Annotated in this window: 17 protein-coding genes and 1 pseudogene; all 18 read left to right on the top strand. The window is 51.3% G+C overall.

Annotated features, from left to right (window positions below; all coding sequences use genetic code 11):
- Window position 1 precedes the first annotated feature (1 nt).
- The 18 genes and pseudogenes from RFF05_RS16225 (at window position 2) to RFF05_RS16140 (ending at window position 22,404) form a co-directional block, all read left to right on the top strand.
- Window positions 2-864: pseudogene (locus tag RFF05_RS16225) on the top strand (DUF6017 domain-containing protein).
- A gap of 64 nt (window positions 865-928) precedes the next feature.
- Window positions 929-1,525, top strand: a complete 597-nt coding sequence (locus tag RFF05_RS16220) for a DUF3846 domain-containing protein (RefSeq protein WP_409968053.1) — start codon at window positions 929-931, stop codon at window positions 1,523-1,525.
- A 36-nt stretch (window positions 1,526-1,561) separates the two neighbouring features.
- Window positions 1,562-2,029: a PcfB family protein gene (locus RFF05_RS16215; RefSeq protein ID WP_409968052.1), complete on the top strand. Its 468-nt coding sequence runs from the start codon at window positions 1,562-1,564 to the stop codon at window positions 2,027-2,029.
- Window positions 2,026-3,810: a VirD4-like conjugal transfer protein, CD1115 family gene (locus tag RFF05_RS16210; RefSeq protein WP_409968051.1), complete on the top strand. Its 1,785-nt coding sequence runs from the start codon at window positions 2,026-2,028 to the stop codon at window positions 3,808-3,810. Before RFF05_RS16215 ends, RFF05_RS16210 begins: the two co-directional genes overlap by 4 nt.
- Window positions 3,807-4,733 (top strand): hypothetical protein, encoded by a 927-nt coding sequence (locus RFF05_RS16205; protein WP_409968050.1) that lies wholly within the window; start codon window positions 3,807-3,809, stop codon window positions 4,731-4,733. The genes RFF05_RS16210 and RFF05_RS16205 overlap by 4 nt, the downstream gene beginning before the upstream one ends.
- Window positions 4,717-5,484, top strand: a complete 768-nt coding sequence (locus RFF05_RS16200) for a class D sortase (RefSeq protein ID WP_409970132.1) — start codon at window positions 4,717-4,719, stop codon at window positions 5,482-5,484. The genes RFF05_RS16205 and RFF05_RS16200 overlap by 17 nt, the downstream gene beginning before the upstream one ends.
- Window positions 5,485-5,552: 68 nt before the next feature.
- Window positions 5,553-6,377 (top strand): stalk domain-containing protein, encoded by an 825-nt coding sequence (locus tag RFF05_RS16195; protein ID WP_409968049.1) that lies wholly within the window; start codon window positions 5,553-5,555, stop codon window positions 6,375-6,377.
- A gap of 87 nt (window positions 6,378-6,464) precedes the next feature.
- Window positions 6,465-12,377 (top strand): collagen binding domain-containing protein, encoded by a 5,913-nt coding sequence (locus RFF05_RS16190; RefSeq protein WP_409968048.1) that lies wholly within the window; start codon window positions 6,465-6,467, stop codon window positions 12,375-12,377.
- 177 nt (window positions 12,378-12,554) lie between these two features.
- Window positions 12,555-12,767: a Maff2 family mobile element protein gene (locus tag RFF05_RS16185; RefSeq protein WP_409968047.1), complete on the top strand. Its 213-nt coding sequence runs from the start codon at window positions 12,555-12,557 to the stop codon at window positions 12,765-12,767.
- Window positions 12,768-12,773: 6 nt separating this feature from the next.
- Window positions 12,774-13,637 carry a VirB6/TrbL-like conjugal transfer protein, CD1112 family gene (locus RFF05_RS16180; RefSeq protein WP_409968046.1) on the top strand — a complete coding sequence of 288 codons (864 nt, stop codon included), beginning with the start codon at window positions 12,774-12,776 and terminating at the stop codon, window positions 13,635-13,637.
- 20 nt (window positions 13,638-13,657) lie between these two features.
- Window positions 13,658-14,413: a hypothetical protein gene (locus RFF05_RS16175; RefSeq protein ID WP_409968045.1), complete on the top strand. Its 756-nt coding sequence runs from the start codon at window positions 13,658-13,660 to the stop codon at window positions 14,411-14,413.
- Window positions 14,413-17,154 (top strand): VirB4-like conjugal transfer ATPase, CD1110 family, encoded by a 2,742-nt coding sequence (locus RFF05_RS16170; RefSeq protein WP_409968044.1) that lies wholly within the window; start codon window positions 14,413-14,415, stop codon window positions 17,152-17,154. The genes RFF05_RS16175 and RFF05_RS16170 overlap by 1 nt, the downstream gene beginning before the upstream one ends.
- 10 nt (window positions 17,155-17,164) lie before the next feature.
- Window positions 17,165-18,571: a CHAP domain-containing protein gene (locus RFF05_RS16165; RefSeq protein ID WP_409968043.1), complete on the top strand. Its 1,407-nt coding sequence runs from the start codon at window positions 17,165-17,167 to the stop codon at window positions 18,569-18,571.
- A 12-nt stretch (window positions 18,572-18,583) separates the two neighbouring features.
- Window positions 18,584-18,832, top strand: a complete 249-nt coding sequence (locus RFF05_RS16160; protein WP_409968042.1) for a DUF4315 family protein — start codon at window positions 18,584-18,586, stop codon at window positions 18,830-18,832.
- Window positions 18,819-19,424, top strand: coding sequence for a DUF4366 domain-containing protein (locus RFF05_RS16155; RefSeq protein WP_409968041.1), 606 nt, complete (start codon window positions 18,819-18,821; stop codon window positions 19,422-19,424). Before RFF05_RS16160 ends, RFF05_RS16155 begins: the two co-directional genes overlap by 14 nt.
- A complete protein-coding gene (locus RFF05_RS16150; protein ID WP_409968040.1) occupies window positions 19,421-19,558 on the top strand; it encodes a hypothetical protein in 138 nt (45 codons plus the stop codon). The genes RFF05_RS16155 and RFF05_RS16150 overlap by 4 nt, the downstream gene beginning before the upstream one ends.
- 1 nt (window position 19,559) lies before the next feature.
- Window positions 19,560-20,336: a phage antirepressor gene (locus RFF05_RS16145; protein WP_409968039.1), complete on the top strand. Its 777-nt coding sequence runs from the start codon at window positions 19,560-19,562 to the stop codon at window positions 20,334-20,336.
- Complete coding sequence (locus tag RFF05_RS16140) at window positions 20,323-22,404, top strand: DNA topoisomerase 3 (RefSeq protein ID WP_409968038.1); 2,082 nt, start codon at window positions 20,323-20,325, stop codon at window positions 22,402-22,404. The genes RFF05_RS16145 and RFF05_RS16140 overlap by 14 nt, the downstream gene beginning before the upstream one ends.
- The last annotated feature ends 8 nt before the right edge of the window (window positions 22,405-22,412 follow it).

The following is a 22,412-nucleotide window of genomic DNA, read 5'->3' as shown; positions in this document are numbered from 1 at the left end:
TATGGCAGTCTTTAGAGTGGAGAAAAACCACAACTACACCACCATGGCGAACTACCATCTTCGGGATATGAACTTGTCTCTTAAAGCCATTGGCCTCCTATCCAAGATGCTCTCCCTCAACGATAAGTGGGACTACACCACCAGAGGACTGGCCTCCATCTGCAAGGAAGGGGTTGAAGCCATTGGGAGCGCCCTCAAGGAGTTGGAGAAATACGGCTACCTTGTTCGCCACCAGACCAGAGACCAGCGTGGGCGTATCGCTGACACCGAGTACATCATTTACGAGAAGCCACATCCCCCCAAGCCAGATACGTCTCCACCAGATACGAGCCACCCAGATACGGGAAAGCCGTATGTGGACGAGCCGTATACGGAGAAGTCCCCCCAATTAAATACTAAACAATCAAAACCTAATACATCAAGTACGGATGTATCAAATCCTTATCAATCAAATCCAGAGGACAGCTCACGGATGGGATTGGAATGGATGGGATGCGAGAGCATAGATGATGTTAGAGATTTAGTATATCAAAACTTAGAGTACCACCACCTCAAAGTCCACAGCCCCTTGGGGGTGATAGCCGCCTCGACGAGATTGCCGAGCTTATCATCGAAGTCCTCTGTTCCACCAAGGAGATCATCACCGTTGCAGGTGAGGACTACCCAGCACCCATGGTAAAGGAGCGGTTTATGCAGATTTCATCTAGCCATATCGAGTACGTCATTGAATGCCTCGACAGGAATACCACCTACGTCCGCAACATCAAGCGGTATATGATGGCAACCCTCTTTAACGCACCGTCCACCATCGACAGCTACTACGCAGCACAGGTCAACCACGACCTCTACCACCCCAATAATTGAGCCGTTTTGTGAAACCATCACAAGACGGTTTTTTTATATATCAAAACCAAAAGGAGACCTACCCATGAAAGAATTTGACATCACCATCACCGAGACCCTCAAACGCACCGTCACCGTCGCCGCTGAAAATCGTGAGATTGCGGAGGCTCTGGTGCATGACCAGTGGGGCAACGGAGACCACGTTCTGGATGCGGATGACTTCAAAGAAGTCTTTTTCACCACTGAGGGCGAACGCTCGCTGGAGCCTATGCTGGACGTGTTGCTTATTCAGCCCCATCAGCCCCCCGTGTCCGTCCAGATTGTCAACACCCTGTCTGCCTTGCAGGAGTCGGTGAATGGTCATATCCAAGCCGTCAGCCCTTTTGCCGATCCCGTTATTATCATTTGTAACGAGGAGGCCAAAATCCAGCATCAGCCCCTCAACCGTGCCCTTTACAATCGAGACGGCGACCTTGCCGACATCATCGCTGGCCCCTTTCTCATTGCAGGGCTGGGTGAGGAGGACTTCGCCAGCCTGTCTCCCGAACTAACGGCAAAGTACCACAAGCATTTCGAGAAGCCCGAAAAGTTTTACACTCTCTGTGGGCAGATTGTGGTGCAGAAAGAGGAGCCACCCAAGGACAATCCCTCTATCCACAAGGCTCGCCCCTCTGAACGCTGATTGCCCTCCCGTTGACCCAAGGAAGGAGGTGTTTCCATGCAGGAGGAAGTCAACCAAAAAACCGTAGCACTGGTGATTAACACCAGCAAGCTCACAGGGCGAGGGCTGGCACGAGCCATGAGTAAATTCCTCGCCCACGTCAAGTACAAGCAGGCAAACCCCACCATGCACAGGGGCAAGCAGACTGTGAAGCAACTGGCACAGCATGGACAGGGTATGAGTAGCATTGAAGTCACGGATGAAAACATCAAGAGCTTCGAGAAGGTTGCCCGAAAGTACGGAGTGGACTTCGCTGTCATGCGTGATAAGGGCGACCCCAAGAAACACATTGTCTTTTTCAAGGGCAGGGACAGCGATGCCATCAACAATGCCTTTGAAGCCTACACCAAACAGGTGTTGAGGAAAGCCAACCGACCCTCTATTTTGGCAAAGCTGAAAGAGATGGCTGAGTTGGTGAAGAACACTGTGATTGACAGGGTGAAGCACAAGGAGCAAAGCCGATGAAAAATAACATCAAGCGATTGCTTATTATCAACATCCCATACGTCATTCTCGCCCTCTTTACAACCAAGCTACCCCAGATGTGGCGATTGACCACAGGGGCCACCGCTAGCGAAAAGCTACTCAATCTAAGTGAGGGGTTTTCCTTGGCCTTCGCCAGCTACCTCCCGTCATTCCACCCCCAAGACTTCCTCATCGGTATGCTCTTGGGGGTTTTGCTACGTCTGGGGGTTTACCTCAAAGGCAAAAACGCTAAGAAATACCGCCACGGACGGGAGCATGGCTCGGCACGATGGGGCAACCGAAAGGACATTGACTCCTACCAAGACCCCGTATTCCAAAACAACGTCATTCTCACCCAGACGGAGCGGCTCACCATGAACAACCGCCCCAAAGACCCCAAGACAGCACGAAACAAAAACGTGCTGATCATCGGTGGCTCTGGCTCTGGCAAGACACGATTCTGGCTCAAACCAAACCTTATGCAATGCCACTCCAGCTATGTCGTCACCGACCCAAAGGGGAGCATCGTGATAGAGTGCGGCAAGCTCCTCCAACGTGAGGGCTATCAAATCAAAATCCTCAACACCATCAACTTCAAGAAGTCCATGCACTATAACCCCTTCGCCTACATCCGTAGCGAAAAGGACATTTTGAAACTGGTGACAACCCTCATCGCCAACACCAAAGGCGATGGCAAAGGGGGCGATGATTTCTGGGTGAAAGCAGAAACCCTGCTCTACACCGCCCTCATGGGCTACATCTGGTACGAGGCTCCTGTGGAGGAACAGAATTTTAACACCCTCATTGAATTTATCAATGCCAGTGAGGTGCGAGAGGATGACGAGGACTTCAAAAACCCTGTTGACCTCATGTTCGACAAGCTGGAAAAGAAGTCCCCCCAGCACTTTGCAGTACGGCAGTATAAGAAATACAAGCTGTCTGCGGGGAAAACAGCGAAGTCCATTCTGATTTCCTGTGGTGCTCGCCTTGCTCCCTTTGACATTGCGGAGCTTCGAGATGTGACCGCCTACGACGAATTGGAACTGGACACCTTGGGAGATAGAAAGACCGCTCTGTTCTTTATTATCAGTGATACGGACGATACATTTAACTTCCTTGTCTCTATGGCCTACACCCAGCTGTTCAATCTGCTATGCGACAAAGCCGATGATGAGTACGGTGGTCGGCTCCCAGTCCATGTGCGGTGTCTCATTGATGAATGTGCCAATATTGGGCAAATTCCCAAGCTGGAGAAGCTCATGGCTACCATCCGTAGTCGTGAAATTTCCGCCTGTCTGGTGCTCCAAGCACAAAGCCAGCTCAAAGCCATCTACAAGGACAACGCTGACACCATCGTAGGCAACTGCGACAGCATGATTTTCCTCGGTGGTAAAGAGAAAACAACCCTCAAAGAGCTGACGGAGACCTTGGGCAAGGAGACCATCGACACCTACAACACTGGTGACAGTCGAGGCAGTCAACGCAGTTACAGCCTCAACTATCAGAAGCTAGGCAAGGAGCTGATGAGCATGGATGAGCTGTCTGTCATGGACGGCTCCAAGTGCATCCTCCAGCTACGAGGGGTGCGCCCCTTTTTCTCCACCAAGTATGACATCACCCACCACCCCAATTTCCGCTATACCTCGGACTATGATAAGGCCAACACCTTTGACATCGAGAAATTCATCACCCACCGATTGCCACTGAAATCCAGCCATACCTACGAGGTGTATGACGTGGGCGACGTGGACACAGACGAAGAAAGGATACCAGAAGAATGAAACGAATGATTGTTGCCATGACCACCATGGCACTGCTGTCCAGCACAGCTCTGGCGGCAGAAATCCCCTTGGATGTGACCGTCCAAACCCTCAATGGCAGTCAGCAGTACATCGAAACCTACACCGTTGACCCCAGTACCGACCCTCTCACCTTGGTGATGGAGGACTTCCAACACGAGGGCTACATCTACTCCTATTCCAGTACGGTCAAGGAGGAACACCAAGCCGTAGATGCAAAGACACAGGCGGAGACCATTGTGGTGGAGACCTCCTCCAAGGACTTGAGCGACATTCTCGCTCAGCTCTCCACCACCATCGACTATGCTGATGGTGGCTACACTGGTACGTTGGCTTTGGATCACACCAGCCTCCAGACGGAGGCCGCTGGTTACACCACCAAAAGCTATACTGTCACCGATACCGTGGAGTATCCTAATTTGCCCAGTAACGACATGAGCTACGTCCAGTCCACCACGCTGAAAGACGGAAAAACCCTAACCCTAGCCGCTGTGGAGTGGCAAGTGCAGGCCACTTCTCTGGTGGGGGACACGCTGGTGCCCTCCCAGTATAAGGCCATCGCCACCTACTCTAGCAACGCTTCTTATTCTGCTGCCACTGGCTATTTGACCACCGCTACCTACACAGGGGAAGTCACTCGCAGTGAGCTGGACAGCATCACCTACACCGTCACCTATCTGGGGGAGGAAATCCCTGCCCCTGTGGTAGAGGAGGAAACCCCTAGCACATGGGACAACATTCTAACCGTGATGTCAAACCCCTACCTTGTGGGTGCAACAGGCGGTGTGCTGGGGATGCTCCTTATCTTCGCTCTTGTCCCACGGAAGAAAACTGCCGTAGCAGTGGCGGAGGTCAATCCCGATGAAGTGGAGGTACAGCCCAGTGAAAATGACACAGCCAATTAAATCCCTTGCCCTATCTCTCCTCTTGGTGGGGCTGATGGTGGCCCCTGCCAGTGCCTTGGACATCTCCTTTGACGGCTCACCCCAGTACGACTTCTACCAGAGCACCAACTACGAGGATGTGTATGGGGCGGAGTACCAGTACGGTGGGGTCAATCCCTCTGATTTTGATGTGGCCTCTCCCGCCTATGGGTTGAGTATCTCTCCCAGCATTGGGGTGTTGGACAAGGCCACCTCCAGCGTAGCCACCGCCACCACAACAACTGCCAGCACAGCCGTTTATTCCGCCACCACTAGCACCACAGGGGCTACCTACTCCACCAGCTATACCGTCCCCACGGTGCAGACCACTCAATTTACCGCAGTCAGTGACGTGCTGAAAAGCAACGGCACCTTGGGTACAATCTCCATCCCATCTTTGGGCATTACCGCCACAGTGAAGCCAGACGAAACCATGAGTTATAGCGTGGGACACATCTCGTCTACCTCGGCATGGAATGGAAATGTTGGCATCTGTGGGCACAACCGTGGAGCCTCCGTGGTCATTGGTGACATCAAGGATTTGGATGAGGGCGACATCATCACCTACACCACCGACTTGGGCACTAGAACTTATGCCGTTACCGTAGTCACCCAAATTTCTAGCACAGATTGGAGCTACCTCACTGCCACCACCGACAACCGCATTACCCTTATCACTTGTGTGGAAGATAATTCCGACTTGCGGTGGGTGGTACAGGCCGTGGAGATTTAACACCCTCGACAAGCCCCATTGAATTTGATATGCTTAGGCTACAAAATCAAATCAAGGAGGGCAAACACATGAAGCACAAGGGATTTATTCTAGGATTGGTACTAGGTGCAACCCTATTTAGCGGTGGCACCGCTCTAGCCAGTGGCATTATCGCAGAACTGTCCAACCAGCCCATCTATGTAGACGGGGTACAGGTTGAAATGACCGCCTACTCTATCAATGGCAACAACTATGTAAAATTGCGTGATATTGGCGAAGCCGTAGGCTTTGACGTATCATGGAACAGCACGGAGCAGAGGGTGGACATTGACAGCACCAGCCCCTACACCGCAGACGATGCGGTGGTTGCGGACAGTACACCCCAGACGGTGGCAGAAATGGTCAGTGAAACATACCTCTCCAGTAACGAGACAAAAACCTCGTATCAAGTCACCGTTACAAATCAGACCATAGCTGGCAAATTATCCAATGGACAAGACCCCGCAGAGGAAAATATCCAAGCTATGCTGGATGAGGTGGCTATCCTCTATCCGCAGGACACCTCTTGGGGGGCGACGTACAACGATGGCGACCTCCATTGGTACAATGGGTACACAGCCTGCAACTCTTACGCTTACATGGTGCGAGACATCCTGTACGGTACAGACTGTGAGCCAACGGAGACCCTCACCGACCTATCCCAAGTGCAAACAGGCGACATCGTATACCTCAAGAACACTAGCACCAACACAGGACATTGGATGGTGGTTTCGGGGGTGGGCACCAACTCTCTCGGAATGTATATCAACACCATGAGTGGCAATTCAAATGCTATGGTCTACATTGATGCTCAGTATCTTCTCTCGGTCGCTTTGGAGCGATACCCCGACTCTGTGATATACCGATATTATTAAAATTTAATCAACCCCTAAAGCAGTCGATTTCTCAGTTGAAATCGGCTGTTTTTTATTTTCCAACAAAAATTCAAGGAGGATTTCTTTATGACAATGACCACATCTAAGCGATGGTTGTCTCTCTTTCTCGTTATGGCACTTGTGTTGGGTCTATTCAGTCCCATAACAGTGGCCTATGCCGCAGAGACCAGTAGCACCGCCCCCACCGATGTGAAGGTACAATACAACAATGACGATGATTGGCTAGGTAAATATTACTCGGACAATCTCAAAAGCAACGTCAATGTCCGCACCATCCGCAGTACCTATACCTACGGTGGTGAGTCCGTCAGTAGCTACGCATTTTGCCTAGAACATGGTGACGGACTGGACGAGGACGACACCTATACCTATGTCGAGGAACGCACCAACTATGCCGCCGCCCCTTTCATTGCCTTTATGCTGACAGGGGCTAGGGTGAGTGGTTGGTCTGATGCGACAATCCAATCTGTGCAGGGTTGGGTCAACGCTGTGGTCTGGTTGACCGAAGCAGGAATGTTTAACGACCCAACTGACCCCGACCAGATTACTATGGCAGCAGAGGAACGAGTGGCCGCCCTCACCAAAGTATTCCCTAGCACCGAACACACATTGGAGGCATCCGTCGAACTGCTGGAAATGATCGTTTCTGGTTATAACAACGGCGACTACGGCAAATGGAGTTTCTATGTCTACGAGACCAACAATTCCGTCAATCAGAATTTAATGATTGCTGATTACACACTGGAAGAAGATTTATATTGGGGCTACGTCCAGCTCAATAAGACAGATGAAAGTGGCACCCCTCTGAGTGGTGCCGAATTTACCGTTTACGAGGGCACCACTGCACTGGCTACCATGACCACCAATTCCGCAGGCTATGCTGTGTCTGGTGCTCTTTCGTTATCCAGTGCATCTACCACCCTCACCGTAGTGGAGACCAAGGCACCCACTGGCTACACCGCCAGCACCCAGACCTACACCGTCAGCGTTTCCAGCGAGACCAACAACAGTGCATCCACAGCGGCATGGGTCAACAATGGCAGTGCCATTACCAACAGTAAAATCGAAATCCCCACTGAATACATCATCCTCAAACTGGACGAAGCCACTGGGGAGCCTCTGGCTGGTGCAACGTTCCGTCTGAAGGAAGTTGAAAGTAGCCTAACCTACGACCTTGTGACCAACGAGGACGGTGTGATTGAACTCCAGTGGCTCGATAGCTCCGAGGATAACTACATCGAAGTGGGCACCTACACCGTCACCGAGACCTCGCCCCCTGCTGGGTACTCGCTCTCCGATGCGACTGTGGAGACCATCACCTTTGAGCGTATTTGGAACAGCGACACAGAACAGTGGGAGCAGAACAATGCAGGGCAATTTGTGTATGAAAATCCCAAGAATAATACCATTAAATTCACCAAGATTGATGCCGATGGCAACACCATCAGCGGCGGTACTTTTGAGATTTACAAGGACGGCAATTTGATTGCCACCGAGACCGCAGGCACCATTACCCTCGATAACTTAGAGACTGGCTATTACACCTTTAAGGAAGTATCGACCCCCAGCGGATATGTGGCATCCTCCAACCCCTATGCAAGCGTATATGTGGACGTTGAGGATGTGAACACCGACACCTATTATCTCTCACTCATAAATTATGAGTACCCAGACATTCAAATCCGCAAGAGCGACCCCACTGGTTTGGGGCTGTCTGGTGCCGTTTTCGACGTGCAGATTGACAGCACCCCCATTGGTCAAGTCACCACCAATTCCATCGGTGTGGCGACCATCACTTACGCACAGTATGGTGAATTTTTGAGCAGTACCAACGATTCTTGGACACTGACTGTCACTGAAGTACAGGCTCCCGAAGGGTTTTTAATGAGTGATACCAACGTCATCACTGCCGAAATCCAGAAGGGCCAGACCCTTGCGACATTGGAATTTGTGAATGACCCAATCCCCGAAATCCAGATTGCTAAAATTGACTCAGCTACTGGGTTGCCACTGGCTGGTGCTGAATTTGCCGTCTACATCGACGGTGTGCAGATTGGCACCTATTACTCTGACGACGATGGCATTGTGTCCCTTGACTATAACGACTACGGTAGTCATTTAGATTTGACCGCCAACAGTTGGGTGATTAAGGTCATCGAAACAGCTGCACCGTCTGGGTATAGCGTCAGCGATGTTTACGAACAGGAGCTAACGGTTGTCCGTGGGCAAACCGTGGCATCCTATGTTTTTGGGAATTACAGCTACCCCCAGATTGAGATTTACAAGACCGATGAGGACACCAACCGTGCGCTGGCTGGCTCTCTGTTCAAAGTCAGCATTGATGCCCAGACCATGGGCTATTACACCACAGGCTCCGACGGAAAAATCCTTATCAGCTACGCAGATTACTACGAATATCTGGGCGTCACCACCGACAATGAGTGGGTGGTTGAGGTGGAGGAAATCCGTGCCCCCTCTGGCTATTTGCTCAATGCCGACAACACCCAGACAGCAGTCCTCAATCGTAACCAAGGGCTTGTCAGTTTTGAGTTTTCCAATTACGCCGCCCCCACCATCCAGATTGAAAAGCTGGATTCTAGCAACGATAACCAGCCCATCAGTGGCGCTGTCTTTGAAGTGCGATTGGACACCGCTTCCCTTGGTAGTTTTGTCACGGATGAAAATGGCCTCATCACACTGACCTACGAGGACTATGGTATTTATCTTGACCAGTCCAAGACTTCATGGACGGTGACAGCCACCGAGTTGTCCGCCCCAGACGGCTATTTGATGAGCGACATCACCACCCTCTCCAACGAAATGATTTTGGGACAAAAGTTGTGCTCCTTCACCTTCACCAATGCTGAGTATCCTGCAATTATCGTGGAGAAGCGTAGCTCTGTGACCAACGAGCTGTTGGAAGGTGCTACCTTCAGCGTGACCATTGATGCCGCCTATGTGGGTAGTTTTACCACCGACGAAAACGGTCAATTTACGATTACCTATGACCAGTATGGTGGCTATCTGGGCAACGACACCAACGATGGATGGACAGTCTATGTCACCGAAACCCAAGCACCAGATGGATACCATGATGCCGAAATCGACACTCAGCAAGCCCAGATGTATTACGGGCAGTCGCTGACTCCTTTTGTCTTTGTGAATATCCCTCGCTCCGACCTCCTTATCACCAAAGTGGACAGCCTAGATGGTAGTCCTCTGGAGGGGGTAACTTTCAATGTCATGCGTGACACCGTATCCATTGGCACATTCAAAACGGATGCCAACGGTGAAATCCTCATCGAGGACTTGGAGATTGGCACCTACACCGTCACTGAGGTGGACACTATCTATGGGTATGTGTTAAATGACACCCCCCAGACGGTAGAAGTCGCTATGGATGATAACATCTTCCTCTACACTCTCGACTTTGAGAATGACCGTCAGCCTACTCTGAAAGTCAACAAAATCGACAGCATCACTGGCGATCCCATTCTTGGGGCACTGTTCTCCGTGACCTATCAATCCAGTAAGACAACCACAGGTGAAGAACAGAACCTCGGCACCTACTATACGGATGCAAATGGTCAATTTGAACTTCTTGCATTAGACGAGGGTTGGTATACGGTCACTGAACTAGAACCAGCCGACGGCTACTCCCTCAAAGAGCCGCTGACACAGGAACTCCACCTCAGCGGGAATGAAAACGCAACCATGACCTTTGAAAACATTCCATTGTCCGCTCTTGTCATCAAAAAAGTTGATGCGGTTACAGGCGAAGTCCTGCAAGGTGCAAAATTCTCTGTATCTTATTTGGCGGGCACCTCTGGTACAGGTGGCACAGTAATCGGCAACTATGAAACCTCGGTCAACGGCACCATCGTTATCACAGGACTTGAAGCAGGCACCTACATCATTCAAGAGACACAGGCCCCATCGGGCTATATCATCGACGATGCCCCCGAAACGGTCTACATCTCTGGGGAAACACAGGATGTTGTCATGGTGGAATTTGAAAATCAGCCCGACAGTGGTCTCATCATCACCAAACTGGACAGCTCTACTGGTGAGCCACTGGCGGATGCCGTATTCAAAGTGACCACTGATGATGGCACCGTGGTGGGCACAGGCAACGGCTATTACACCACCGATGCAACAGGCACAATACACATCCCCAATCTTGCCACCGATACCTACATCGTTACGGAGGTAACAGCACCGTCTGGCTATGTCCTCGACGGCACCCCTCAGACCGTCAAACTCATCTACGGCGAGACCCATAACCTCACCTTTTATAATGACCCCACTGGTGGCTTGATTATCCAGAAGCTAGACAGCGTAACAGGCGAAGCTCTGTCTGGAGCAGTATTCAAAGTGACAACCTCGGACGGCACCTATGTTGCAAACTATGGCGGTACTGTCTCCAGCAATGGATTATACACCACCAACGCATACGGTCAAATCCACATTGTTGACCTAGAGCCAGATACCTACATTGTTACGGAGGTGTCAGCACCAGATGGCTACATCCTCGACTCCACCTCCCAAACTGTCCGCATCTACGAAAACGATACTCAAACGCTCACCTTTGAAAATACCCCCTTGGGTGGGCTAACGATTATCAAAAAAGATGCCGATGATGGCTCCCGTATCAAAGGTGTCGAGTTTGAAGTCAGAGAGATGGACGGTGCTTATGTAGGCACCTACACAACCAACTCTAGCGGTGTGATTTACCTCACAGAGCTGGACTCTGGCTGGTACACCATCACAGAAATCGAAGCCGCTGACGGCTATTTGTTGGACAGCACCCCCCACAATGTGGAGGTGGTGGATGGCGAAACCACCACTATCACCATCAAGAACACCCAAGCCAGCTCCGTTCTCATCCACAAGGTGGATAGCGTGACAGGCAAGGGCATCTATGGGGTGCAATTTCTTGTCTCTGACAGCAAAAACAATCCCATCGGGGTCTACACCTCCGACCAGAATGGCTATGTCTTTATCGACAGCGAACTGACTGACGGCAAGTATTATGCCCGTGAAATCGAGGCCGCAGACGGTTATATACTCGACACCACGGTGAAAACTTTCTATGTGGAGTATGGTGGAACAACTATGATTACATGGGAAAACACACCCATCTTAGGGCAGATTCAAGTGACCAAGTATGCAGGAGATACCAATCAAGTCACAGGTGTGACCGCTGGCTCGACCCTCTCTGGAGCTACCTTTGAAATCAGCGACTACCGTACAGGTGCCGTGGTGGGCTACATCACCAGCGACAGCCGTGGCATTGCCGCCTCTGACCCCCTGCCTCTGGGACGTTACATCGTCACCGAGGTATCTGCCCCAGCTTACTACCAGCTGTCCAGCGAGGTCTATGACGTGACCTTGGAATATGAAGGGCAGATTATCAAGCTGGCAAGCTATAACTACTCCGCTGAGTTGGACGTGTCCATCACCAAAACGGGGGTTTCCGAGGTGCTGGCTGGCTCAACCATGACCTACAATTTCACCGTTGCCAACACCTCCAACGTGGCTTTGGACAATTTCTACTGGCATGACCGTATCCCCACCGATGTGACCACTGCAACCACCCTTACCACAGGCACTTATAACCAGTGGGGCTACTACCAAATCCTCTATAAAACGAACTACAACGATTATAGAGTGTTGTCCAGCAACCTCTTGACCACCAATAATTACTCCTTCTCGCTTAATACCATTCCTTTGATGAGTGGCGAGGTGGTAACGGACATCTACTTCGACTTTGGCACTGTTCCTGCTGGATTCCAGTCGGTAACACAGCCCACGTTGTCCGTGTCTGTCAACCCCAGTACCACCACAGACTACAATATCATCAACCGTGCTGACGTTGGCGGTCAGTACGAGACTGTTTGGATCACCAAGGAGGCCAACTGGGTCACAATCGTGCGTAACCTCGGCATTACCATCACCCTACCCAAGACTGGGTACTAATCTATAGCACCTTCCCAAATTCAGCAGGGCGGAGATTTTATCTCTGCTCTGCTTTTTTATATAACTCTACGAAAGGACGTGGCTCCCATGTATGACAAAAGCCACCCAATACGAGCCTCTCCCACGGGGTAATTCAATAACCCTATCCACTATCTTTGAACAAGAAAGGAAATGACTATGACATTTTTTACGACATCTGTTGACCTTTTGGGCACCTTGGTCATCGCCATCGGTGCGGGCCTCGCCATTTGGGGCGTTATCAATCTCCTTGAGGGCTATGGCAACGACAACCCCGGTGCGAAGTCGCAGGGCATCAAGCAGCTTATGGCTGGCGGCGGCATCGCTCTCATTGGCACCACCCTCATCCCTCTGCTGTCCTCACTCTTTTAACCGCCTATGGACATTATCCTTGAAGCCATCAACGAGTGGATGAAAGCCATGCTCGTTGATGGTATCATGGGTAGCTTGACTGGCATTTTCGACACTATGAATGATGAGGTGGCCTCCATTGCCACCAACGTGGGCATGACCCCCTCCCAGTGGAACAGTGGAGTGTTCACCATGATTCAAAACCTATCAGATGCCGTCATACTACCCATCGCTGGCATGATATTGACGTTTATTATGTGCTACGAGCTAATTCAAATGGTCATGGAGCGTAACAACTTCCACGATTTCGAGACCTTCACTATCTTTAAGTGGATGTTCAAAACCTGTATCGCTGTGATGATTGTTACCAACACATTCTCCATCGTAATGGCCATTTTCGACGTGGCACAGTCTGTGATCCAAAATGCGGCAGGGGTGATTTCCACCAGCACCTCGGTCAGCGTGGATAGCATGAGCAACCTCCAGAGCACCTTAGAGAGCATGGAGGTAGGCGCTCTGCTGGGGCTATACTTGCAGAGCTTCGTCCTCGGCTTTGTGATGAAGGCTCTTGGTATTTGCGTGTTCATCATCATTTACGGACGTATGCTAGAAATCTACCTCATGACCTCCCTCGCCGCCATTCCGCTATCCACCATGGGCAACCGTGAATGGAACATCGGACAAAACTACATCAAATCCCTCTGTGCCCTTGGTTTCCAAGGGTTTCTCATTATGGTCTGCATCGGCATTTATGCCATCCTCATTCAGTCCATCTCCACCAGTGGAGACCCCATTGATGCCATTTGGACGTGCCTCATGTATACCATTCTCCTGTGCTTCGCCCTATTCAAAACGGGGTCGCTGGCAAAGTCTATTTTCTCGGCACACTAAACCATTAGGAGGTAATCATCATGGAATTAACGCTACGGGCCATGTTGCCCGAAGAAACCAAATACACCTTTCGACAATCCACCCAGCTCCAAGGTCAGACAGGCTCCATCGGACATCTAAGGGGCGACTTTGACCGCAACGGTACAGGGTTTTTCACCACTTGGAATGACCATTTTCAAGAGCTGAAAACCGAAGAATTTAAGGCAGAGATTAACGATGTCATCCATGCCCTACGCTTCGACCCCCAGTATGGTGGGGTGCTCAAAGACCGTGACACCATGGCAAAACGCTGTTACAGTCAATCCACTTGCCCCATTGAGGACAGCTCCTACGGCCTCCGTGCCGACACCCCCAACCACACCTATATGATGCGACTTGACTCCAGCCAAGGAGCCTACAATTTCTACGTTTTCTGCTATAAGCGTGAGTGGCTGGATATGCACATCGACCATGCCCAACAGGGCATCCGCTTCATCGACACTGAGTACAACGACTTGTTCCACCTTGCTGATGGCGAGAGTGTAACCATCACCGCAGGCTATGATGGGGAGAAAATGAATCGCACTTGTCGTTTCATTGACCCCACCCATGTGGAGGTGGGGGATAACCTCTACCACATCCACGAATTTGCTTACCGCATGAAACAGGCTGGCAACACCGTTGTTCCCAAAGAAACCCCAGACCGCAAGCCCTCGGTTACATCCCAGCTTGCCAAGCAACAGGCGGAGACCGTCCCCAAAACAAAACCGCCCAAGAAAGACAAGGAGGCTCGATAATGGCCTATGTCAACGTCCCCAAAGACCTGTCCAACGTCAAGACGAAGGTGGTTTTTAATCTCACCAAACGTCAGCTGGTGTGCTTTTCCATTGCCTTGGCAGTTGGATTGCCCGTGTTCTTCTTGACCAAGGACTACATTGGCACCAGTGCCGCTGTCATGGCGATGATGGTGCTGATGATGCCCTTTTTCCTGCTGGCGATGTTTGAGCGACATGGACAACCTTTGGAGGTGGTGTTGAAGAACGTCATCTCTAACCGCTTTACTCGCCCTAAAAATCGTCCTTATCAGACCGATAACGGCTACGATGCCTTGGTGCGACAGAGCAAACTCAACAGCCAACGGCGCAACATCGTCAAAGGCAGAAAGAACAAAGCCAAACTCTCCAAAAAGGAGCAACAGGTCATTGCCTCAGCGGAGGCCGAGGCAAAAAAGAAGTCCCCCAAGAAGCTCTCCGCACAGGATACCATTCCTTTTGAACGGATTACCCCCGATGGTATTTGCCAAGTGGACAGTAAGTTCTACACCAAAACCATTGCCTTCGGTGACATCAACTACCGTATTGCACAGGATGAAACCAAAACCGCCATCTTCGATAACTGGTGCAACTTCCTCAACTACTTCGACCCCAGTATTAAGGTGCAATTCTCCTTCCTTAATACCACCGAGAGTAACCAAGGGGAGGGCATCTATATCTACCCTAGAGAGGACGACTTCAATCACGTTCGCTCAGAGTATAACGAGATGCTCCAAAATCAGCTCTCCCGTGGCAACCGTGGTATCGTCCGCACCAAGTACATCACCTTTGGCATTGAGGCCGACAATTTCAAAACGGCAAAGCCTCGGTTAGAGCGTATCGAAGCCGATCTATGCGACCAGTTTAAGCGGCTGGGCGTACCCCATCATCCACTGGACGGCAAGGAACGACTGCACCTCCTCCACACCACCCTCCGACTACGAGGGGACACCTCATTCCAGTTTGATTGGAAGTGGATGGCACCCTCTGGCATGGGTGCAAAGGACTTCATTGCACCACAGTCCCTCACCTTTGGGCACCGCAACCTCTTTCAAACAGGGGATACCCTTGGCACTGTGTCCTTTCTCCAAATCCTTGCACCCAAGCTAGAGGACGATGTACTGTCCAGATTTTTAGAGTTACAGGAAAATCTTCTTGTGACTATGCACATTGAGGCTCTCGACCAAGAACGGGCAGTGAAGATGGTCAAACGCACCATCACCAATCTGGATGCCACCACCATTGTGGAACAGAAAAAGGCCGTCCGTGAGGGTTACGACATGGACATTCTCCCTTCCGACCTCAAAACCTACGGTGCCGAGGCCAAAAAACTCCTAGAGGAATTGGAACACAATAATGAGCGACTGTTCCTTATCACCTTCCTTGTGGTGAACTCAGCGGAGACCAAGGGCAAGCTGGATAACCTGTTCCTCCAGACCGCTGGCATCGCCAACGCACGAAACTGCCAGCTTATACGGTTAGACCATCAACAGGAGCAGGGCTTTCTGTCCTCACTTCCTTTGGGTAAAAACCTCGTCCCCATTAAGCGGTCATTGACCACCTCCAGCACCGCTATCTTCGTCCCATTTACCACGCAAGAGCTATTTCAAACAGAGGGTGAGCCGCTGTACTACGGGCTAAACACCCTCTCTCGCAACCCTATCATGGTTGACCGAAAGGCTCTGAAAACCCCCAACGGCCTCATTCTTGGCACTCCCGGCTCTGGCAAGTCCTTCTCTGCAAAGCGTGAGATTGCCAATGCCTTCCTCGTCACCGATGACGACATTTTGATTGCAGACCCAGAGGCAGAGTACGGCCCACTGGTGGATGCTTTTCATGGGCAGACCATCCAAATCTCCACCACCAGCAAGCAGCATATCAACCCCCTAGACCTCAACCTCGAAAACTGTGACAGCGATAACCCACTGGCACTGAAAACCGACTTTGTATTTTCTTTGTGCGAACTGATTGCCAACAATCAGACTGGTGGCTTGACGGGCAGACAGCTTTCCATTCTTGACCGCTGTGTGAAAACCATCTACACCCCCTATCTGGCAGACCCCGTTCCAGAGAAGATGCCCATTCTAAGTGACCTCTACCACGCACTTTCCCAGCAGGAGGAGCCAGAGGCCCAGACCCTCAGTGGAGCCTTGGAACTGTATGTGACAGGCTCTTTCAACGTGTTTAACCACCGCACCGACGTAGACATCCACAATCGCCTCGTCTGCTTCGATACCAAGGAACTGGGTGAGAAACTGAAAAAGCTGGGGATGCTCATTGTCCAAGACCAGATTTGGAATCGTGTCACCGTCAACAGGGCAGAAAAACGCTCCACACGCTACTATGTGGATGAATTTCACTTGCTACTCAAAGAGGAGCAGACGGCGGCCTATTCCGTGGAAATCTGGAAACGCTTTCGTAAATGGGGCGGTATTCCCACAGGCATTACACAGAATGTGGAGGACTTCTTGCAGTCTCAGCAGATTGCCAACATCTTTGGTAACTCAGACTTTGTGTATATGCTCAACCAGCACACCGATGACCGCCTTGCCCTACAAAAGCGACTGGGCATCTCCGATGACCAAGCACGATACATCCAAAATGCTGGCACTGGCGAGGGACTTATCTACTACGGCGGTGTACTTCTGCCCTTCGTGGATAACTTCCCCAAGGATACAGAATTGTACCGCATTATGACCACCAAGCTGGACGAAGCGGTATCTTAATGGTGATGCCATGAAAAAACAATCTAAACTTAAATTTGGGAGCCAAGCAAAGGAGGGGGCAACCCTTCCGAAGTCGCCCCCCAAGTCTCCCTCCAAGCTGATTCACGGCACCGCCTCGGCAACCAGTCGGGGACTTCACGATAAAATCTCCAAGCAGGAGGACGACAATCTGGGGTTACAATCCGCCCATGGAACGGAGCAGGCTGGAGAACAGACGGTAAAGGGTGGTAAAAAACTCTATCAACGGCAGAAGCGGAAAAAGGCTCTGCAAAAAAGCTATGGTGCCAAGAATAGAGCACAGACCACCGCTACCACTGCCAAAAAAGCCGCCGAAAAGGTGCGTGATGGAGTAAAAGCCCTCGTCTCATCCATCACCAAAAATCCAAAGCTGTGGCTGATAATGGTGTCACTATTCCTACTGGTGCTTATCTGCCTATCCGCCGCAAGTGCTATGACCACCATGTTCCAAGGAGCCGTGGGGCAAGTGGTGTCCAGCTCCTACACCTCGGAGAACGAGGAACTGATTGCAGTGGAGGCCAACTACACCGCATTGGAGGCGGCACTGACCCAGCAGATAGACAACATCCCCACCGACTACGCAGGCTATGACCAGTACAATTACAATCTGGACTCCATCCTTCACGATGCACACCAACTAGCGGCACTTCTAACAGCAAAGTACCAGTATTACACCGCTGACCAAGTGAATGACTATCTGGGCACCATCTTTGAAGAACAATACACTTTGACCCTCACTAGCGAAAGCGAGACCCGATATGACGATGATGGTTTTCCTTACACTTACACCACCCTCAACGTCACCCTCGTCAATCACGGGTTGGAGGCCGTAGCCAGCAATCTTTTGACTGCCGAGGAACTGGTGCAGTACGAAATCTACATCGAGACCCAAGGCAACAACCCCTACGTCTTTGGTGGTGGCACCAGCAATACAGCCCCATCCACTGACATCAGCAACGTGGTCTTTGTGGATGGCACACGCACAGGCAACCAGACCATCGTAGACATCGCCCTTGCCCAAGAGGGCAACGTGGGCGGTCAGCCTTACTGGTCGTGGTACGGTTTCAGCAGTCGAGTGGAATGGTGTGCCTGCTTCGTCTCGTGGGTGCTAGACCAATCGGGGTACGATGAGCCAGTCTTTGCCTCCTGCTCCACCCAAGGTGTGCCGTGGTTTGCATCACAGGGACAGTGGGCCTCTGGCAACTATGCTGACATTGCCGCTGGTGATGTCATTTTCTTCGACTGGGATGGCGACAACAGCGCCGACCATGTGGGCATTGTCATTGGCACAGACGGAGATCGTGTTTACACCGTAGAGGGCAACTCTGGCGATGCCTGTAAAATCCGTGACTACGCACTGGATAGCAGTGTAATTTTGGGCTACGGCCTTATGAACTGAACAGGAGGACACATGAACGCTAAAATCAAAAAGGTCATAGGCGAGATGGAGAAAGTCCAAGCCAAGATTAACGACTTACAGGCTCGTTTGGATGAGCTGGGCAAGGAGAAAATCAAGCTGGAAAACCTAGAAATCATTAGCCTCTATCGTGGGGCCAATGTCACCGAAGCAGAATTTAAGGCATTTTTAGAGGGGCACCGTACTGGCGGTGTCCCTTTTGTACTACAACAACAGGAGGAAACCTACCATGAAGAAGTCTAAACTTCGCTTTTTCCCCATTGTCCTCACCCTTGTGTTGACCTTGGGAACAACGGCACTGGCTGACGAAATTACCGAAACAGAGCCAGACACCACCGTGACCGAGGAGGCTATGACAGAGGACACTACCACCAATGTACTCACCCCAGAAGGCAATCTCACACTGGTGGATGATGTTGGTGACACAGAGACCGAGGGCAAGCAGTTTATCACCCTCCAGAGCAAGAGTGGCAACTATTTCTATCTCATCATTGACCGTGATGGGGACAGCGAAAACGTCTACTTTCTGAATCTGGTGGACGAGGCCGATCTGCTGGCTCTCATTGACGGCACCACCGTCATGCCAGAAGTGGAGGAGGAGCCAACCATCACCCCCGAAGTAGACGAAACCCCAGAAGTAGAGGAAGTAGAAACTACCGAGACGACCTCGACCTCTGCCATCATTGCTATGGTGGCGGTGATTGCTCTGGTGGGTGGCGGTGCCTACTACGCTCTGGTGGTCAAAGGGAAATCTAAAGACAAGGACGGTGTGGATTTGAGCATCTACGATGATGAGGACGACTACCCACCCCAGAAAGAGGAGGACAACCCATGAGATATTTTACTGACAGCCCCTTCGAGCGAATGATGATGAACTCCACCAGAATGGTGCGAGAGAAACCCCCTGCACCACCCAAGAAAGTCCTCACCTCCAAGGAGGAAAAGCCCAAGGGCAAGGAGGCGGGATAGGATGGATATGGAATTGAAGGTGCTCACCCATGAATTTTTTGGGGAGATACGCACCACTATGGGTGACAAAGGCAATGTACTGTTTTGCGGTGTAGACGTTGCAATGGCTTTAGGCTATGCAAATCCACGCAAGGCATTACGAGATCATTGTAAGGGAGGAACGAAACGTTCCTCCCTTACAAATGGCGGTGTGCAGGAACTCATTTTTCTCTATGAGCCAGACCTTTACCGTCTTATTGTCAAAAGCAAGCTCCCTGCTGCCGTTGAATTTGAACGCTGGGTATTTGAAGATGTTTTACCTTCCCTCCGTAAATACGGTGCCTATGTGCAAGACGATGTGCTTCGTGACCCCCAACGACTGAGTGAAGCACTGGAACAACTCCAGCAGGAAAAGCAGGAACTCTCCACCCAACTCATTGAGGCCAAGCCAAAGCTAGATTACCTCCAGACCATTCTGGAGAGTGATTGTACCATGACCTCCACCCAAGTTGCCGCTGACTACGGTATTTCTGCCATTCAGCTCAACCGCATCCTCCACAAATTGAAGGTACATCGGAAAGTCGGCGGTCAGTGGATACTGTATAAAAAGTATATGGATATGTGCTTGACCAAATCCGAGACCATTATCGTGCAAAAGACAAAAGCTGTGGTGCGTACCAAGTGGACACAAAAGGGGCGCATCTTCATCCATTACGAGCTGTCCGTACTGGGGATTCATGCCCTTGTGGACACACCTTACCCAGAAATGCAAGAGGAGATTGAATATGACTACACATAAATTAGTAATCGCAGAAAAGCCCTCCGTGGCTCAGTCCATCGCCCACGTTTTGGGTGCCAACCGTCGCAACGACGGGTATCTGGAGGGCAAGGGCTATATCGTATCGTGGTGCGTGGGGCATCTGGTGGAGTTAGCCTCTGCCGAGGTTTATGACCCCAAGTATGCCAAGTGGAGCAAGGAGACCCTGCCCATTATCCCTAGCCACTGGCAGTACCAGACCAATTCCAGCACTCAGAAGCAATTCTCTGTGCTGAAAAAGCTGATGGCAGACAAAAAAGTGGACACCATCATCTGTGCCACTGATGCAGGGCGAGAGGGTGAGCTGATTTTCCGTCTGGTCTACAACCAAGCTGGCTGTACCAAGCCTGTGAAGCGGCTGTGGATCTCGTCCATGGAGGAGAGTGCCATTGCCGACGGCTTCGCCAATCTCCATGACGGTTCCGACTTCGATAATCTCTACCAAGCCGCCCTCGCCAGAGCGCAGGCCGACTGGCTAGTGGGCATCAATGCCACACGGCTCTTTTCCAGCATTTATGGGCTGACCCTCAACATTGGTCGAGTGGTGTCCCCAACCCTCGCCATGATTGTGGAACGTGAGGCCACCATCAAAGCCTTTGTGCCCCAGCCCTTTTACACCGTCCAACTGGACTGTGATGGTCTCGTCCTTGCTGGGGATAAGCTGGAGGCCAAAAACCAAGCCGAGGGAATTGCATCTGTGATGAACGGCAAAAATCTGGTGATTTCCACCGTGGAGACCAAGGAGAAGTCTGAAAAACCTCCCAAGCTCTACGACCTCACCACCCTCCAGCGTGAAGCCAACAAGCTGTTGGGCTTCACCGCCGAACAGACGTTGACCTACACCCAGTCCCTCTATGAAAAAAAGCTGGTGACATACCCCAGAACGGACAGCCGTTATCTCACCGAAGATATGAAATCCACCATCCCTGCCGTGGCCTCCGCTGTGGCAGGGCTTTTTGACGGCAAAAATCACCCCATCCACATGGAGCAAGTGGTGGACAACAGCAAAGTGTCTGACCACCATGCCATCATCCCCACCATGAAGGCCAAGGGGCTGGATGTCCAGTCCCTACCCTTCGGGGAGCGTGAGACCCTCTTGCTCATCGCCATTCGCCTCCTCGTTGCCGTGGGGGAAGTCCACCGCTATGGAGAGACCATCATCACTGCCCAGCACGAGGGGCACAACTTCACCGCCAAGGGCAAGACTGTCCTGCAAAGTGGCTGGAAAGAGGTGCAAGCTCTTTATAAAGAAACCAAAACCAAGGGTGAAAGCCCTCTGCCCACAGTGGTGGAGGGACAGGTGTTCACTCCCTCTGCCACCGTCAAAGAGGGTAAGACAACCTCACCGAAACATTATACGGATGATACCCTGCTGGCCTCCATGGAGAACGCAAACAACGCACTGGACGAGGGCGAACGCAAGGGCATCGGTACCCCTGCCACCCGTGCAGGCATCTTGGAAAAGCTGGTGAAAACAGGCCTCGCCCAGCGTAAGGGCGACAAGAAAGCCAAGCATTTCATTGCCACGGACAAGGGGAATGGCCTCATCACTGTTCTTCCCGAAGCTATTCAGTCCCCCGAACTCACCGCTGAGTGGGAAACCCAGCTCAAACAGGTGGAACAGGGCGAACTATCCCCCAGCACTTTCTTGGAGGGCATCTGCTCCACGGTAAAAACCTTGGTGGACACCTACGAGCCTGTGGAGGGTGCCGCCACCATCTTCCCCTCAGACCGTGAGGTGGTAGGCACCTGTCCCCGTTGTGGCGGCACTGTTACCGAGAACAAAAAGGGCTTTTGCTGTGCCACCGAGGGCTGTGGCTTCGCCCTCTGGAAAGCAAACCGCTTCTTCACCGCCAAGAAAAAGAGTCTCACCCCCAAACTGGCAAAAGAACTCCTAGCCAATGGCAAAGTCAAGCTGACTGGTTGCTATTCCGAAAAAACAGGGCGGAATTATGACTGCACCGTGATGATGGAGGATAAAGGCGAGGGATTTGTGAATTTTAAGATGGTGTTTGAGAATAAAAAGAAAGCACCCAATAAAAGAAAGTGAGGTCAAAA

Source organism: Bengtsoniella intestinalis (genome assembly GCF_039719005.1).
GTDB lineage: Bacteria > Bacillota > Clostridia > Oscillospirales > Oscillospiraceae > Oscillibacter > Oscillibacter intestinalis.
This window is presented reverse-complemented; position numbering and strand designations above follow the sequence as displayed.

Excerpts from the sequence above, each read along its gene's own strand:
- RFF05_RS16170 (WP_409968044.1), top strand. The coding sequence starts at position 14,413 with ATGGCCTATGTCAACGTCCCCAAAGACCTGTCCAACGTCAAGACGAAG.
- RFF05_RS16165 (WP_409968043.1), top strand. The coding sequence starts at position 17,165 with ATGAAAAAACAATCTAAACTTAAATTTGGGAGCCAAGCAAAGGAGGGG.
- RFF05_RS16210 (WP_409968051.1), top strand. The coding sequence starts at position 2,026 with ATGAAAAATAACATCAAGCGATTGCTTATTATCAACATCCCATACGTC.
- RFF05_RS16150 (WP_409968040.1), top strand. The coding sequence starts at position 19,421 with ATGAGATATTTTACTGACAGCCCCTTCGAGCGAATGATGATGAACTCC.
- RFF05_RS16160 (WP_409968042.1), top strand. The coding sequence starts at position 18,584 with ATGAACGCTAAAATCAAAAAGGTCATAGGCGAGATGGAGAAAGTCCAA.
- RFF05_RS16220 (WP_409968053.1), top strand. The coding sequence starts at position 929 with ATGAAAGAATTTGACATCACCATCACCGAGACCCTCAAACGCACCGTC.
- RFF05_RS16155 (WP_409968041.1), top strand. The coding sequence starts at position 18,819 with ATGAAGAAGTCTAAACTTCGCTTTTTCCCCATTGTCCTCACCCTTGTG.
- RFF05_RS16175 (WP_409968045.1), top strand. The coding sequence starts at position 13,658 with ATGGAATTAACGCTACGGGCCATGTTGCCCGAAGAAACCAAATACACC.
- RFF05_RS16185 (WP_409968047.1), top strand. The coding sequence starts at position 12,555 with ATGACATTTTTTACGACATCTGTTGACCTTTTGGGCACCTTGGTCATC.
- RFF05_RS16200 (WP_409970132.1), top strand. The coding sequence starts at position 4,717 with ATGACACAGCCAATTAAATCCCTTGCCCTATCTCTCCTCTTGGTGGGG.
- RFF05_RS16205 (WP_409968050.1), top strand. The coding sequence starts at position 3,807 with ATGAAACGAATGATTGTTGCCATGACCACCATGGCACTGCTGTCCAGC.
- RFF05_RS16190 (WP_409968048.1), top strand. The coding sequence starts at position 6,465 with ATGACAATGACCACATCTAAGCGATGGTTGTCTCTCTTTCTCGTTATG.
- RFF05_RS16215 (WP_409968052.1), top strand. The coding sequence starts at position 1,562 with ATGCAGGAGGAAGTCAACCAAAAAACCGTAGCACTGGTGATTAACACC.
- RFF05_RS16140 (WP_409968038.1), top strand. The coding sequence starts at position 20,323 with ATGACTACACATAAATTAGTAATCGCAGAAAAGCCCTCCGTGGCTCAG.
- RFF05_RS16195 (WP_409968049.1), top strand. The coding sequence starts at position 5,553 with ATGAAGCACAAGGGATTTATTCTAGGATTGGTACTAGGTGCAACCCTA.
- RFF05_RS16145 (WP_409968039.1), top strand. The coding sequence starts at position 19,560 with ATGGATATGGAATTGAAGGTGCTCACCCATGAATTTTTTGGGGAGATA.
- RFF05_RS16180 (WP_409968046.1), top strand. The coding sequence starts at position 12,774 with ATGGACATTATCCTTGAAGCCATCAACGAGTGGATGAAAGCCATGCTC.